Genomic DNA, 14978 nt, shown 5'->3' on the forward strand with positions numbered 1-14978 from the left:
AAAAATCTCTCCTTAATTGTTGCGGTCTCTAAATCTTGAATAATTATAGCATACTATAACTTTAAAGGTGATTTTCACGCAAATTTTAAAGAAGTTTAAAACAATTCTTTTTCACGCATGCTCAAATATTGTCCTTGTCCCACAATAAAATGGTCTAAAAGATCAATTTTCATCATTTTTGCCGCCCGATATAGATCTTTAGTTAATTCAAAGTCGTTGGAAGACGGCATTAATTTACCACTAGGATGATTATGAGCAATAAAAATCCCCGAACAGTCATAGATTACGGCCCAGCGAAAAATTTCTCGCGGATGTGCGACTGATTTATTTAACGTGCCTTGAAAAATCTTTTTCTCAGCTACAATTCGATTTCCATTATCGACATATAATGCCCAAAGCTCTTCTTGCTTGTGACCTACTAATTTATCAGCTAAATATGTCCCAACTTCAACACTTGAGGTTAAAACAGGTTTGCGTTTAGATGACGCCATTCGCAGGCGATCCATTACCTCTTCAGCCGTAATCGCCAAATTGCTGGGGCAACTTGAACCTGTTATGAATTGAACTATATCATCGAAGGAATTAAAATCTCTTTTTCTTAAAAAAGACTCTAACTCTTCAAAAGTTCTAATTCCTTTATCCTTGAACTGCTCAAATAACTTAGCTAGTAATTCTAGGTCTGTATTTACAAAGTAATGATTTGAGTTTATTTCTATCATAAAAATTTCTCCCTTCATTACTTAATACGCAAAAAAGAGCTAAATTTTTTTAAGAAAATCAAAAAAGTTTTGACAAATCATTATAGCATTCTGTTTGTCTTGGTCAGTCGGAGCCATTAGATCTGGCACCATTACACATTTTAAGACTGCATTTTTCGCAGCTTGGACACCAGTTGATGAATCTTCAAAAACCAAAATATTTTCTTTTGCTAGATTCATTTTTTTAGTAGCTGCTAAATAAATATCTGGTGCCGGTTTAGCTTTAATGTGTCCCTTTTGCACATCTAAATAACTTAGATGAAAATCAAAATAATTTCTAATCCCTGTTGCCCACAAAAAGTGTTGCAACACATCTTCGTAGTTGCTTGAAGCAATTGCCATTTTCAAGCCACGATTTTTAAATTCATCTAATGCTTCTTGAACACCAGGACGTAACTTTAATTTTCCTTCATCGGTCCACTGCCAAACCAAATCATCGGTTCTTTTAATAAATCGGTCACGATCAGCATCAGTTTTGAAATATTTATGATAAAAATCCTGCATTTCTTTAACAGTTGCACCAGTTAACTTTAAATATGCATCCCTAGGCGTCCCAAGTTTTTCTTCTTCTGCAGCTTGGATATTAGCCTTCCAATACAATTCTTCAGAATTAACCAATAGACCATCCATATCAAAGATAATGCCTTGAATATCATCGTTTATCCCTTTAACCTGCATTGCCTTTTCCTTTCCAATTTAAAATTGCACTTACTAAATAAAACGATCCGGTCACCAGCAGAATATCGCTGGCATTCATCTTCTCTTTTAATTTAGCAAAGCCTTCCCGATAATCTCCTTCATAATTATATCGTCTTTGGACATCAATGGGAAAATCATTTTCTTTAGCAACACGAGGATAATCTAATGTTGTTAATAACACTTGATCATCTTGGTTAAATAAATTAAAAACTTGCTCTAAGTCTTTATCTTTCATCATGGTCACTAAAGCATAAACATGGCTATGCCGTTTTTTTGCTTCGGCATGAATTACTTCCAGCAAATTGGACATTGCTTGAATATTATGAGCTCCATCCAAAATGATTAATGGTTCTTTTTGCAAAATATGATAACGTCCAGGAATCTGAGTTTGATCAATTGCAGCTGCTATCTCTTGATTATCTAGCTTCAATTTAAGAAGTAAAAAGGTCTTAACGGCTACAGCAATATCATAGGCCTCTACCTGCGGACGAAAATCAAAAGAAATACTGCGTTTATCATCTGTATACTTCAACGCTCCATCTTGCGTTGTAATTGCAAAATCATGCTTTAATCGGAAAAGTGGTGCATGCTCTATATCTGCCTTTTTCACCAAAATAGGCAGAACATCATCAGGAACATTCCCTAATACTACTGGACGATTTTTCTTGATAATGCCACTCTTTTCTCGCGCAATATCTTGAATTGTCGGTCCAATAATCTTCTCATGATCTAATCCTACCGTAGTAATGATGCTTGCCTCTGGGACAATCACATTAGTTTTATCATGCTCGCCGCCAATTCCGACTTCAATCACGGCATAATCACAATGCTCTTGTTCAAAATAAACAAAGGCCATCGCAACTTCATACTCAAATGTAACTAACGAAAATTCTTTATCTTCTTGCTTAATTTCTTCAAAAGAAGCTTGAACCTTATTAGCTACATTAACTAAATCTTCATCGCTTATATCTTGATTATTTAATTGAATTCGTTCATTAAATTGATAAACATAAGGTGAGACAAAAAGGCCAGTCTTTTGACCGGCCTTTTTTAATAGATTTGCTAAGTAGTATGATGTTGACCCTTTACCGTTGGTTCCCGTAATATGAATCGCTTTTACCTGATCCTGCGGATTACCTAATTGCTGGAGCAACTTCTTGATAAAAGATAAATCATTCTTAGGATGCAAATGAGGCAATGAATATACATAATGGATTACCTCTTCAGCATTGGTAAATTTCAATTATTTACTCTCTTTCAAATCTTGAATTCGTTCACGAACACCAGCCAATTGGCTTTCGTAATCTGCCTTCTTTTCCTTTTCCTTGTTTACAACAGCTTCTGGAGCATGGTCAACAAAGCCCTTGTTTGCAAGTTTCTTTTCGGCACGTTGAACTTCGTCTTCAAGACGCTTTTCTTCTTTTTCCATCTTAGCCAATTCGTCATCAACGTTAACTAATTCAGTTAATGGAACAAAGATTTGTGCACCTGGAATAACGGCAGTCTTAGCAAGTTTTGGAGCTTCGATTTCTGCAGCTACAGTTAATTCCTTTGGATGTAAGAAGTTCTCAACGTAGTCAGCATTTTCATCCAAAACATGCTTGTTAGCTTCATCATCTAATTGAATCATAATATCAATTTGGCTAGACATTGGAGCATTAACTTCCATGCGGATGTTACGTACAGCCTTAATAATTTCAATTAAGAAGGCCATGTCACTATCTGCTTGCTTGTTTTCAAATTCTTTATGAGTAGTTGGGTATTCAGCTACCATAATTGACTTGCCTTCGTGAGGCATTGAAAGCCAAAGCTTTTCAGTAACAAATGGCATAATTGGGTGCATCAAACGTAAGATTTGATCAAGAATCCAAATTAAGTTTTCTTGCTTTCTTGCCTTTAATTCTTCATCGTCACCATTCAAAGCAACCTTAGAAATTTCGATGTACCAGTCACAGAAGTCATTCCAGATAAAGTTGTAAGCTTCACGGCCTGCTTCACCAAATTGATATTCATCAAATAAACGAGTTACTTCACTAACAGTGTGGTTCAAACGATCAAAGATCCATCTATCTGACAAGTCAAACTTGCTTACATCTGGCATGTGTGCAGGCTTAGCATCAGCAGGCAAGTTCATAATTACGAAACGGCTTGCGTTCCAAATCTTATTAATGAAGTTCCAAGCTGCTGACAACTTCTTAGGATCATAACGAGTATCTTGACCAGGAGCAGTACCGTTAAGAAGGAACCAACGAAGAGCGTCAGCACCATACTTGTCTACTACGTCCATTGGGTCAACACCATTACCAAGTGACTTACTCATCTTGCGTCCTTGTTCGTCACGCATTAAACCGTGCAAAACAACATCGTTAAATGGACGCTTGCCAGTGAAGTGAAGACTTTGGAACATCATTCTTGATACCCAGAAGAAGATGATGTCGTAACCAGTTACTAACGCATTAGTTGGGAAGTAACGCTTGAAGTCTTCTGAATTAGTATCAGGCCAGCCAAGAGTTGAGAATGGCCATAATGCACTTGAGAACCAAGTATCAAGTACGTCTGGATCTTGCTCCCAGTTTTCGATATCCTTAGGAGCTTCTTCACCTACGTAAGTTTCGCCAGTCTTCTTGTTGTACCAAGCTGGAATACGGTGACCCCACCATAATTGACGTGAAATACACCAATCATGAACATCTTCCATCCAGTGGTCCAAAGTACCTTCGAAACGATCTGGAACAAAGTTTACCTTGCCATCAGTCTTTTGGTTTTCAAGAACCTTGTCAGCAAGTGGCTTCATCTTAACGAACCATTGCTTTGAAAGACGTGGTTCAACTTGAACGCCTGAACGTTCTGAGTGACCTACTGAGTGAACGATTGGTTCAACCTTAATTAAGTAGCCTTCTTCTTTAAGGTCCTTAACTAAAGCTTCACGACAGTCAAAACGATCCATGCCAGCGTACTTGCCGCATTCTTCATTCATAGTACCATCGTCGTTCATAACGTTGATTCTCTTCAAATTATGACGGTTACCTACTTGGAAGTCGTTAGGGTCATGGGCTGGAGTGATCTTAACTAAACCAGTACCGAATTCTGGATCTACGTGTTGGTCTTCGATAATTGGAATATGACGACCAACAAGTGGTAATACTAATTCCTTACCAACGATATCTTTGTATCTTTCATCCCCTGGTGCAACCGCAACAGCAGTATCACCAAACATGGTTTCAGGACGAGTAGTAGCAATTTCTACATAGCCTGAGCCATCTGCGAATGGATACTTAACATGGTAAAAGGCACCCTTGTCATCCTTGTGAATAACTTCGATATCACTCAAAGCAGTTTGAAGTGCTGGGTCCCAGTTAATGATGTATTCACCACGGTAAATAAGACCTTCTTTGTAAAGTTGGACGAAGACCTTCTTAACTGCCTTTGAAAGACCCTTGTCTAAAGTAAATCTTTCTCTTGAGTAGTCAAGTGAAAGACCCATCTTAGCCCATTGGCCCTTGATAATTGAAGCATATTCGTCTTTCCAGTCCCAAACTTGCTTAACAAAAGCTTCACGACCCATTTGGTGACGATCTTTGCCTTGCTTGCGAAGCTTAGCTTCAACCTTAGCCTGGGTAGCAATACCGGCATGGTCCATACCTGGAAGGTAAAGAGTGTCGTAGCCTTGCATACGCTTGAAACGAATTAAAGTATCTTGAATTGCGGTATCCCATGCGTGACCTAAGTGTAATTTACCAGTTACGTTTGGTGGTGGGATAACAATTGAATATGGGTGAGCTTTCTTGTCACCGGATGGCTTGAATAAATCTTCATCAAGCCAAGTTTGATATCTGCCTTTTTCAACCTCATTAGGGTTGTATTTAGGTGCTAAATCTGTCATTAAAAATCCTCCAATAAAAAAGTCCTAGACAATGTTGTCTAGGACGATTTACTAACCGCGGTACCACCTATGGTTAAGTACAAAAATGTACTTCTCTTATAAGCGATAACGGCGCTGAAGTGTCCGGATTAACCTACTTAATTTCAATTAATCAGCTAATCAAGCTACTAATCAACTTCTGGCCTCTCAGCTGTTTGGCTTTTCTCTGTAAATAAAGTCGATCCCTCTTGATTCTTGCTTTGGTTACGATTATAACATGAATTTATTTTAGAAAAAAGAGATAGATGTATTGTATTCATCACTTAATCCACTGATTGCCACCTAAATTATAAACACGTTTGCCATGATATTTAGCTATAGCAAAGTAGTTCCAATGGCTGTGGGCACGCAAGGTTTTGCCGGCTGACTTTTTAAACGAAAGATCTGTCCAAACCGGTGTTGCTTTGTCAACTTTAACCAAACCTACTTGAGCACGAGGAGCTGAAGACTCATGGTGAAACAGATTTTTCTCACTCACCCACATGTTGGGTTGAACATGATACCACAATTGATTATTTACCAACTTAACTTGGTCAGCCTGCACTTGATTACCATTCTTTAACTTAAGATTAGTAGCAAGCTTTTCAGTCGGAAAAATTATCGATTGATAGTGAATGCGAAAATAATTATTCTCTTGCAGAATTTTGGCTAAACGAATCGGGAAATCAGTCAATAAACCGGTAACGCCCTTATCAGGATTTAAAAATTTATACATTTGCTTACTACTGTTTACGCCCCATAGCATGTATTTCTTGTTTTTATCACGTAAATAATTGGCAGCGTCACTAGTATAAAAACTAGCAGCAAAATCCTGACTGCGTCCGATCGCTTTATATGAGCCGGCTAATTGCGTGCGCGGAATTTCGGGTGCTAAGCGAGCTAGCTTACTGAGTGCTGAATCAGAAAATGATTCAAATAAAACCCGCTTTTGCAAATGATACTTATTAACTAATTTAACTATTCTTTTAGCATCTTCCCCATTGCCTTTTGGCTCTAGCATAAACTTCACTTGCGGGTTATTTTGATAGCGTTGAAAAACCTCTTCGAGTGAATGAATGCTTTCCCCGCTTTGATTACGATAATTAGTTAACTTCTTAAAAGTATTTTCCTCAATTGATTGATCCACGCCAAAAACGCGACTCAAGTTGGTATCATGACTAACGACTAAAACATGGTCGGCACTTTCTTGCAAATCCAATTCTAAATAATCAACTTGTGCGCAAACGGCACGATCATATGCTGCAAAGCTGTGTTCAGCGTATTTCCCCTGCTCGTTATCGCCGCGGTGAGCGATGTTCATGAACCCACAAGTGAATGGAAATATTGCTAGAAATATTAATGTGATGAGCTTTTTCATTGATCTATCCCTTCTGCGTTTCATCTTCTTTATTTTACACAAAATTTGATTTTTAAACGCAAAAAGAGCAAGAATCAAATCTCACTCTTTTAGTTTTGATATTATTTCTTTCTCAATTAATTCTGTGAAGCTCCAGAAGTAGCGTCTGGCTCCGTTGGCATATCTTCATAAGCAGTATTAGCAGCGATGCGGCCGAAGGTAAAGATATCAGCCAATGAGTTACCACCCAAACGGTTACCTGCGTGAATACCACCAGCATTTTCACCAGCTGAGTACAAGCCATCAATGATCTTGCCGTCTTTGTTAAGAACATGAGCCTTAGTATCGATAACCAAGCCACCCATAGTATGGTGAATTGCAGGCTTACGAGGGGTTGCGTAGAATGGAGCAACTTCACATTTCAAGCCCAATACATTCTTATGGAATTCTGGATCTTTTCCTGCATCAACATATGAGTTGTACTTCTTAATAGTTTCAACTAAGACATCTGGATCCATCCCAATTTGCTTAGCCAAACCTTCCAAAGTATCATCTCTAAACAAAGTACCAGCTTTAACTTGAGCATCAAGTGATTCTTGAGTAGTATTGTAGGCTGTTTCCTTAATATTATCATCAGCAATTTGATAGATTAATCCACCATTAGCAATGACTGCCTTAGCTAATACATCCCGTTCCGCAAATTCGTTAACGAAACGTTTACCTTCCTTATTAACCATAATGTAGTTTGCCGGAGGAGTAACAACACCAGTGAATAATTCACCAGTTTTTGGATCAGCTACTGGCATCAATTGGATAAAGCCCATACCGAACAAGTCGGCACCAGCTTCAAGACCCAAGTTAATCCCGTCACCAGTAATTGATGGTGAGTTAGTTGTAGCAATATCATCATCAATCTTTTGCCAATAAGTATTGTACTTTTGGACCATCTTAGTGTTGGCACCAAAACCACCGGCAGTTAAGATGACAGCCTTTGAGTGAACAGTCAACTTGCTGCCATCGGCGCGAGTAGCAACTATACCGCGAACCTTGCCATCTTCGATGATTAATTTTTCAGCACGAGTTTCAAGATATGGATCAACACCGTGGTCTCTTACCCAGTCACCTAAAATATGGATGTAAGCATAACCCATCGGTTCAACTGGTTTGTGACCACGACGCCATAAACCACCAACTGGTTCAGTTACATCACTATTGTCGAACTTAACGCCTAAATCAGCTAACCATTTAACTGAGTTCAATGCATTTGTTACTAATTCATGAACTAAAGCATACTTACCGTGAATTTCATTTCCTTTAAGGTCAGTTCTCTTACCACCCAAGTAAGTTTGGATTTCGTGAAGTAAAGTTGAATCAAATAAGTAATCTGCACCTGAATCAACGTATTCTTTAATTTGCTTTTGTAATTCCTTAAAGTCATCTTGATATTCAGGATCAATTTGATCAATTGGAGTTGCAGCTAATTCTTTCAAAGTATCCTTTTCACCTGGAAGTGCCTTAAAATTCTTTTGCCAGTCAGGTTCGGCAGCGTTCATTGGACCACCGGCACGACTAGTATTACCACCAATTTGTGGGTACTTTTCTAAAATAGCAACTTTTTCACCATGTTGGATTGAGCGAACTGCAGCAGCCAAACCGGCACCACCAGCACCGACAACTGCTACGTCGACTGTTATTTCTTCATCTGTTGCTTTGGCAGCTACCGGCTTATTACGCTTCTTCCATTCTGTAGCATCCCCACCAGCTTCAGTAATTGCTTGTGCGATTCCATCTACAACGCCGTGACTTGAAATAGTTGCACCACTAACAGCATCAACATTTAAAGTTTGATTATCAATAATTTGCTTGGGCAAGCGGTTGAAGACTTCATCGGCAACGCCTTTAGTTTCGCCGGATGAATCAATTTCAATATTTTTGATCTTATCATCTTCGATAGTAACAGCCATTGGCATTGATTCTGAACCATGACCTTGTGCGCGTACTTGATATTTACCGTTCTTCATTATTTAACTTCCGCCTTTCTTTTTCTCTATATATTTAGAATAGCGTTTTCATGGCTCATAAATCAAATACTTATTTAACAATTGAAAAATAACAAAGTTGTTATTACGGTGAATTAAAAAGACCTATGTACTAAAATTTCAATAGTACATAGATTCTGTTAATCGTTTATCTTAAGCTAATTTTTCTTTGTTTTACACAAAATACCATACACAATCAGTTCGATCCAACCCAAAATACTGATCACTAGCAATACTTTAAACCAAATCGGCGTCATAAACTGCAAACTAGCGGCATTCTTGCCTTTCCTTGCTTTGATAATTGACTGCGTAATAGTATTTTGCTTCATCTTAGTTTGGAGCTCCCCATTCAAAGTTAAGCGAGATTGATGATACATCACAATTGGCAAAGTTTTCAGCTTTGCTTTTTTACTATGCCAAGTAAGGATCAGCTTACTGCCTTGAACTTAGTAATGATAATGCTTAGCTTGATTCAAAATCTTCTTTTGATATGTCGCATTTGAAGCATGCTTAGTATATGGCATATAATCTGGCTCAGTATGGTTAATGGCCTCAAAGAGCTGATCATTATTGGTATAACGCAAAATGTGTTGCAACTTTTTGCGGTGTTTCGTAATTTTGCTGTAAGTTTGAATAATTACTACGTGATGTGGATCCAAGAATTCTAATGCTCTAGTTCTATTAGTCGTATAATTAGCAGCAAAGTTTTGAGCAAATGCTAAAACTAATCCAATAATCACCAACATGTTAACTAACTTGATATTTTTCTTCATCAAATTAGTCATTGAAATTCCTATTCCCAGTAAAAGCAATGGCCATGCACCCACTGTTAATCGGTAAGGAAACTGCAGTGAAGAAGTTAACTTAGGAAAAACTGCTTGAATCTTAGCCCATGGCATCAGATGCGATGAGATCAACAAGATGAATAATCCAACAAAGGTAGTCAACGTATTAACAACCGATTCTCGCAAATGCGTCAATACATAGATCAGTTGAAAGACAAGAAGTAAAATCAGCGAGAATAAAAGAAGTCCATGAATATTAGTGAATTTCTTATACTTGATGACATGATAATATAAGTTGTATCTATTGGGCATTGAAATCTTATTATTCCAAAATAAGACTAACAACGCGCCCCAGATATTAGCTGTTAATACCAGCGTTGTGCCAACTGCCTTGAAGAAATCAATAATCATCTGCTTCTTTTCAGCAGTTTTAACTAGAGCATAAATGGCAAAAGGTACAAGCTATGAAAATAGTCAATAGCTAGTGTACTTGAGCAATCAATGCCATGATTAAAGCTAAACTCAACCAATGAATTGGTCGTTTTTTATCTTCAATCATATAAAGTACTTGCATCATAGCATACGGAGCAAGTGCTGCACCCCACGCCATAAAGTTGAAACGCAGAATTCCCGCAACAATCCCAAATTGCAAATACAATATAGCAAGTAAAATGGCGATAACTTCATTGACCTTTGCCTTCAAAGCCAATCGATACATTCCAATTCCGGCGATTAAAAATACGATAAAAATTACTAGAATCTGGAAATTAAACCAATTACGAACTAAAAGCAATAACAATCCACCCGCATAGGCTAAAAACGGTCCATATACGGCATTAAAAATTCTCCCAGAATGACCAAAGGCAAAATTAGTTTGAAAATATGAGAAATTTCCAGTCTTAATCTGCATGCTCGTATCGTAGAGTCTCTGGAAATGCAGCAACGCATCGCTGGTTAAAAGAACTGAATGCGTTAAAATTTGACTCCTGATCATCATATAAATTACAAGCAAAATAATGATATAAGGGCAAACACGCCAGCCTACTTTATCCCAATCTATCTTTTTTATATTGACTTCTACTTTTATTACTTTTCTTCCTTAATAATATAAATTGGTCGATTCTTCACTTGTAAATAAATTTTACCAATATAGCGTCCAATAATTCCGATACAAAGCAGCTGCAAACCACCAATTAATAAAATCACGGAAACCAAACTAGCCCAACCAAAGATACTAGATCCTGGATTGATAATTTTTCTGACAATGACAAAAATCATACCAGCAATCGACAATATAAAGGAAATTATCCCAATCCAAACTGATAAATTTAAAGGTGCTTGTGAAAAGTCGGCAATTCCACTTAATGCATACTTGAATAGCTTCTTGGTCGTCCAATCAGTATCGCCAGCAACACGCTTTACATTATGGTATTCAAGATATTTAGTTTTAAAACCAACCCAGGAAAAAATTCCCTTAGAAAAGCGACTATACTCGGGTATTGACAAAACGGCATTAACCATCTGTCGTGTCATCATGCGATAATCCCGTGCACCTGAAACGATCTCGGTTTTAGACATTTTATTAATCACCTTATAAAATTGATCGCTCAAAAATGATTTAAATTTACTCTCCCCCGTGCGATCAATTCGACGACACCCTACCGCATCATACTCACCAGATTCAAGCAGCTGGTACATTTTCGGTAAAAACTCAGGCGGATCTTGTAGATCTACGTCCATTAAGACTACATAATCTCCCTTAGCAGCTTTAAGACCTGCATAAATTGCTGCTTCTTTGCCAAAATTTCTTGAAAAAGAAATATAATGTACGGCTTCATTTTCTTGGTGCAGCTTTTGCATCTCCTGCAAGGTATGATCACGAGAACCATCATCGACAAACCAATACTCGGCTTTGACTGGCATATCATGCAATACTTTTTGCACCGCTGGATAAAACAGGGGTAATGACTCCTGCTCGTTATAGCACGGCACCACAATTGACAATTTTTTCATTCTACTTTCCGACTTTTCTAAAAGTAATTATTTTATTAATAATAAACTGAATTAGTGTAGCAACAAAAGTCGCTACCGCCTTCACGATTAAGTGAGGGTAACCTAGTTGTGTAACAAAGATAAATAAGGAAACTGTGGTAAAAACAGTGGTGATTTGACCGACAAAAAAATACGAAATGAACCGTAATAAAAGTCGGTCGTGTACCTTGAAATTAGTATACGAATTCCAAAAGAAATTATTAATTATTCCGCAAGTTGAGGAAATAATATTAGCAATTTCTACATTCATCTTGAAATGCGTCAAAATCGTGTAGACTCCAAAGTCAACAACTAGCCCTAACCCCCCAATTAAAACGTATTTGACTAATTGGATGAAACTCTCTGAATAGATTATTTTTTTCATTCTCTAAACTCATTTTCCTATTTTCAGTATCCAAAGTGACAAAGGATACTTATACTACTTCTATCTTTGAATACCGGGCTTTTTCTTAATTTAAAGCACAAACATTTCTATGATACTAAAAGAAACGCAATTAATCATAAAATCTTCCAAATTAAAGATTTTATTTTTTGTGTGCATTGAAAAAACTGCCTAAATTTGACCTAGACAGTTTGCACTACTTTTTAAAAGTATCTTCAATTAACGAGACACAACCACTCTTTTTTAGGACATCAATAACTTCCTTCGCAGTTTTGGCATCCCCGTCAAAGACCGCCTCATAATATGTGCCGAGCACACTATTAATCCCAATAGCTCCATCAACCGGCAATTCGCGTAAAAATTGAATCGCGCGATCGGTATATTTTTTACTAGCATTCTTATGAAAACAACAATTCAAGAAATTAACGGCAATTATCGCAACAAACTGTAAAGTGAACGTATCGGTGGCCGGATTTTTCTCATATGAACAAAATGCGGAATCAACTAATTGATAGGCATCATCAATATCTAAAAAGATCACAGCTTGACTCAAATAATGATAAGCCGTCCTGTTCCAATCTTCATCCATGATGATTGCCTTTACCTTTCTCTTCAGTTCGGGACTAATCCATTTGTCTGAATGAAGTACCCAGGCATAGGCATCCTCTAGTCTAAACTTAAGCCAGAAACTAGGCGGACATGTGCTTCCTCGATTTGCTATTTTGGCCGCAATTTCATCTAGCTTTTTCAGATCTTTGCGATTTTGAGCAAAACTAATTTGATTCATCAAATCAAAATTAGGATCAGTTGTATTATCAGAATTATTAACTCGGCTAAAAAAACTTCCAACATCAAAATGATGCTTTGATAAAATTCTGATCAACAAATTCGCATCAATTTCATGAATATCTCTTTCTACCTTAGAATAAAGTGATTCTGAGATAATTCCAGCAGCCATCTCTTCTTGCGTCAATCCAGCATGCAAACGGGTTTGTTTTAACGCCTCACCAATTGTCATTTTCTGCCTCTAATTTCTAACTAATAAGTTTGCTATTTTATCAGCACCTTCTTGATCATGGTTAACTAATCTATTATAATACTCTGCTGCTATCCTATGAATTGCAAAATTAGTTGTTTTAGGCAGTTTTTGCAAAAAAGCAATTGCATTCTTAATTTCACTGTTTTTAGTTTGACGCTTGCAGCAAATCTCCAAATACTTAAGAGCGATCTGTGCCGCCAGTTGCATAGATCGTTCATTTTTTTTTACGAATTACTTTATGAAAAATAGTTTCGACCAATATCTTTAAATCAGATAATTCATACAAATCTAGCATATGAAGTACTAACCAAAGGTTCTCAGAATTCCAGTTATCTTCGTTCAAAAAACTATAGCTAAATTCTCTATCTCTTTCATCTAAATTGTTGACGCCGTTCAACCGATTAATTAATATCCGTACTACTTTCTTCATTCTCACATCAGCGAATTTAGTATTAATATAAAGATCTTGCAGAGTAACCACATCTTCATTTAAATACGCCGTAGTAATCCGATTCTGCAAAATTTCAATATCAGTTGATGTCGTCCCAAATCCTCGTAAAAAATCTACTACCAGAATTCGATGATAATGCAGCAATTTGACTAAATCATTAACGTTAATTTCACTACAATCATTTTCTACTCGGGAATAAAATGAGCGATCCAATATTCCCTCAGTCATCTGTTCTTGCGAAAAATGTAATGACTTCCGCACTTCTTTTAGATGCGCGCCAATCATTTTGATCCTCTATTAGCTTGCGGCAACATATCAATGTATCTTTGATAACCACAAATTTGTAAAAGATCTGTTATGCCTTTAGCCATTTCAAGATTTTTGTCTATCAAAGCCGAATAATATTTAATGATTAATTTATGAAACATAATTTCAAAGTCATTAGGTATTTTATTAGCAAAATTCAAAGTCTTTTTTGCTTCCGCAAGATGTTTTTCTCTATAAGCACGGTCAAGATAACCAATCAATAAGTTCATTAATGATATAACTACCTGAGAATTATCTAGATCCAGCTTTGAAAAATGAGCAATAATATAACTCATCAACGGAGTCAATTCACTAAATTGATACAAAGGAACGCTAATTGCCAAATCCCAAAAGTCCTGCTCTTTTAGATCAAGATCTATTAAATTAGTTTTTAATTGCTTACGAATTGAATCTGGCATTTTAATTGAACGATGTTCTAATGTTGCGATTATCAACTTAGTTTTAAAATACAATACATCATTTTTAGAAGACAGAGTTTTTTCTATCTGATGAAGCTGATCAAGATCGCGATCATTAAATGCCGAATAAATTTGTCTTTGTAGCTTAAGTTCTGGCATCCCTTCATTATCAAAAGTCTTAAAGAAATCATTCAAAGAGATATTATTAGCATTCAACATTGCGATTAGTTTGTTGATAGTGATGGCATTCTTGTCTCTTTCAACCCTAGAATAAAAAGATTCACTGACAATTCCCGCACTCATTTCTTCCTGTGTTAAACCAAATAAAAGTCGTGATTTTTTAAGTTGTTGTCCGATCGTCATATTTGCACCTCATTTTCTTACTTTATATAGTATTTGGTTTTTCTATAAAAAGCTTGAAATCTTCTGTATAGAAGATTTTTCCATGAAAGCGCAAAAAACTGAGAATCTGTCATGAAAACAAATTCTCAGTTACTTGATTATTTACTAGACTTAACAACCCCACAAACATCCTCACAACAAAACTTCACGATTGCTTGACCATAATCAGTACGATCAGGATCATCTTTTGAGCTGACTGAAAATGGAGCTTGGTGCGCTTTTTCAGCTAAACGATTCATGATCTTGATGTCGGACAAACAAAAATTATGAATATTGGTGCGATGCTGATCCAAGTTTTCTGCTAAAACACGGTAATCTTGACCGTCCATTTCATTACGCCAAGCGGCCAATTGATCATTGAAGCGCAACACAATTAAAGCATATTCTT

General features: G+C 36.8%; 16 protein-coding genes. All 16 read right to left on the reverse strand.

The genetic code is table 11. From position 1 onward, the window contains the following. Positions 1-95: 95 nt before the first annotated feature. Positions 96-719, reverse strand: coding sequence for a JAB domain-containing protein (locus JEM49_RS09060; RefSeq protein ID WP_025005062.1), 624 nt, complete (start codon positions 717-719; stop codon positions 96-98). Between the two features lie 39 nt (positions 720-758). After that, a complete protein-coding gene (locus JEM49_RS09065) occupies positions 759-1436 on the reverse strand; it encodes an HAD family hydrolase (protein ID WP_025005063.1) in 678 nt (225 codons plus the stop codon). Continuing rightward, entirely contained in the window at positions 1426-2700 is a 1275-nt protein-coding gene (locus JEM49_RS09070) for a bifunctional folylpolyglutamate synthase/dihydrofolate synthase (RefSeq protein WP_201874703.1), read from the reverse strand. The genes JEM49_RS09065 and JEM49_RS09070 overlap by 11 nt, the downstream gene beginning before the upstream one ends. Then, on the reverse strand, positions 2701-5340 hold the full coding sequence (locus JEM49_RS09075) for a valine--tRNA ligase (protein WP_087175778.1): 2640 nt from the start codon (positions 5338-5340) through the stop codon (positions 2701-2703). Between the two features lie 298 nt (positions 5341-5638). Continuing rightward, positions 5639-6736: a glycerophosphodiester phosphodiesterase gene (locus tag JEM49_RS09080; RefSeq protein ID WP_201874705.1), complete on the reverse strand. Its 1098-nt coding sequence runs from the start codon at positions 6734-6736 to the stop codon at positions 5639-5641. A 116-nt stretch (positions 6737-6852) separates the two neighbouring features. Beyond that, positions 6853-8736 (reverse strand): flavocytochrome c, encoded by a 1884-nt coding sequence (locus JEM49_RS09085; RefSeq protein WP_201874707.1) that lies wholly within the window; start codon positions 8734-8736, stop codon positions 6853-6855. A 176-nt stretch (positions 8737-8912) separates the two neighbouring features. Then, the gene (locus tag JEM49_RS09090) at positions 8913-9083 is read right to left on the reverse strand and encodes a hypothetical protein (protein WP_201874709.1); all 171 of its coding nucleotides are present in this window, start codon (positions 9081-9083) and stop codon (positions 8913-8915) included. A gap of 117 nt (positions 9084-9200) precedes the next feature. Next, on the reverse strand, positions 9201-9950 hold the full coding sequence (locus JEM49_RS09095) for a hypothetical protein (RefSeq protein WP_201874711.1): 750 nt from the start codon (positions 9948-9950) through the stop codon (positions 9201-9203). A 70-nt stretch (positions 9951-10020) separates the two neighbouring features. Further along, the gene (locus JEM49_RS09100; RefSeq protein WP_201874713.1) at positions 10021-10449 is read right to left on the reverse strand and encodes a hypothetical protein; all 429 of its coding nucleotides are present in this window, start codon (positions 10447-10449) and stop codon (positions 10021-10023) included. Between the two features lie 176 nt (positions 10450-10625). Continuing rightward, positions 10626-11552 (reverse strand): glycosyltransferase family 2 protein, encoded by a 927-nt coding sequence (locus JEM49_RS09105; RefSeq protein WP_201874715.1) that lies wholly within the window; start codon positions 11550-11552, stop codon positions 10626-10628. Between the two features lies 1 nt (position 11553). After that, complete coding sequence (locus JEM49_RS09110) at positions 11554-11955, reverse strand: GtrA family protein (protein ID WP_025005071.1); 402 nt, start codon at positions 11953-11955, stop codon at positions 11554-11556. A gap of 214 nt (positions 11956-12169) precedes the next feature. Next, positions 12170-12991, reverse strand: a complete 822-nt coding sequence (locus tag JEM49_RS09115) for a helix-turn-helix domain-containing protein (protein ID WP_201874717.1) — start codon at positions 12989-12991, stop codon at positions 12170-12172. 9 nt (positions 12992-13000) lie between these two features. Then, on the reverse strand, positions 13001-13219 hold the full coding sequence (locus JEM49_RS10600; protein WP_025005073.1) for a hypothetical protein: 219 nt from the start codon (positions 13217-13219) through the stop codon (positions 13001-13003). A gap of 7 nt (positions 13220-13226) precedes the next feature. Next, positions 13227-13748 carry a helix-turn-helix domain-containing protein gene (locus JEM49_RS10605; RefSeq protein WP_242509812.1) on the reverse strand — a complete coding sequence of 174 codons (522 nt, stop codon included), beginning with the start codon at positions 13746-13748 and terminating at the stop codon, positions 13227-13229. After that, positions 13745-14551 carry a helix-turn-helix domain-containing protein gene (locus JEM49_RS09125; protein ID WP_201874720.1) on the reverse strand — a complete coding sequence of 269 codons (807 nt, stop codon included), beginning with the start codon at positions 14549-14551 and terminating at the stop codon, positions 13745-13747. The genes JEM49_RS10605 and JEM49_RS09125 overlap by 4 nt, the downstream gene beginning before the upstream one ends. A gap of 137 nt (positions 14552-14688) precedes the next feature. Further along, positions 14689-14978, reverse strand: a 290-nt coding sequence (locus tag JEM49_RS09130; protein WP_201874722.1) for a DUF3232 domain-containing protein, incomplete at its 5' end; no start/stop codon positions are given.

The organism is Lactobacillus sp. A27 (assembly GCF_016742815.1).
GTDB classification, from domain to species: domain Bacteria; phylum Bacillota; class Bacilli; order Lactobacillales; family Lactobacillaceae; genus Lactobacillus; species Lactobacillus gallinarum.

Bases quoted from the DNA above. Each gene is read 5' to 3' on its own strand.
- JEM49_RS09060 (WP_025005062.1), bottom strand. From the start codon at position 719: ATGATAGAAATAAACTCAAATCATTACTTTGTAAATACAGACCTAGAA.
- JEM49_RS09065 (WP_025005063.1), bottom strand. From the start codon at position 1,436: ATGCAGGTTAAAGGGATAAACGATGATATTCAAGGCATTATCTTTGAT.
- JEM49_RS09075 (WP_087175778.1), bottom strand. From the start codon at position 5,340: ATGACAGATTTAGCACCTAAATACAACCCTAATGAGGTTGAAAAAGGC.
- JEM49_RS09080 (WP_201874705.1), bottom strand. From the start codon at position 6,736: ATGAAAAAGCTCATCACATTAATATTTCTAGCAATATTTCCATTCACT.
- JEM49_RS09085 (WP_201874707.1), bottom strand. From the start codon at position 8,736: ATGAAGAACGGTAAATATCAAGTACGCGCACAAGGTCATGGTTCAGAA.
- JEM49_RS09090 (WP_201874709.1), bottom strand. From the start codon at position 9,083: ATGAAGCAAAATACTATTACGCAGTCAATTATCAAAGCAAGGAAAGGC.
- JEM49_RS09095 (WP_201874711.1), bottom strand. From the start codon at position 9,950: ATGATTATTGATTTCTTCAAGGCAGTTGGCACAACGCTGGTATTAACA.
- JEM49_RS09100 (WP_201874713.1), bottom strand. From the start codon at position 10,449: ATGCAGATTAAGACTGGAAATTTCTCATATTTTCAAACTAATTTTGCC.
- JEM49_RS09105 (WP_201874715.1), bottom strand. From the start codon at position 11,552: ATGAAAAAATTGTCAATTGTGGTGCCGTGCTATAACGAGCAGGAGTCA.
- JEM49_RS09110 (WP_025005071.1), bottom strand. From the start codon at position 11,955: ATGAAAAAAATAATCTATTCAGAGAGTTTCATCCAATTAGTCAAATAC.
- JEM49_RS09115 (WP_201874717.1), bottom strand. From the start codon at position 12,991: ATGACAATTGGTGAGGCGTTAAAACAAACCCGTTTGCATGCTGGATTG.
- JEM49_RS10600 (WP_025005073.1), bottom strand. From the start codon at position 13,219: ATGCAACTGGCGGCACAGATCGCTCTTAAGTATTTGGAGATTTGCTGC.
- JEM49_RS10605 (WP_242509812.1), bottom strand. From the start codon at position 13,748: ATGATTGGCGCGCATCTAAAAGAAGTGCGGAAGTCATTACATTTTTCG.
- JEM49_RS09125 (WP_201874720.1), bottom strand. From the start codon at position 14,551: ATGACGATCGGACAACAACTTAAAAAATCACGACTTTTATTTGGTTTA.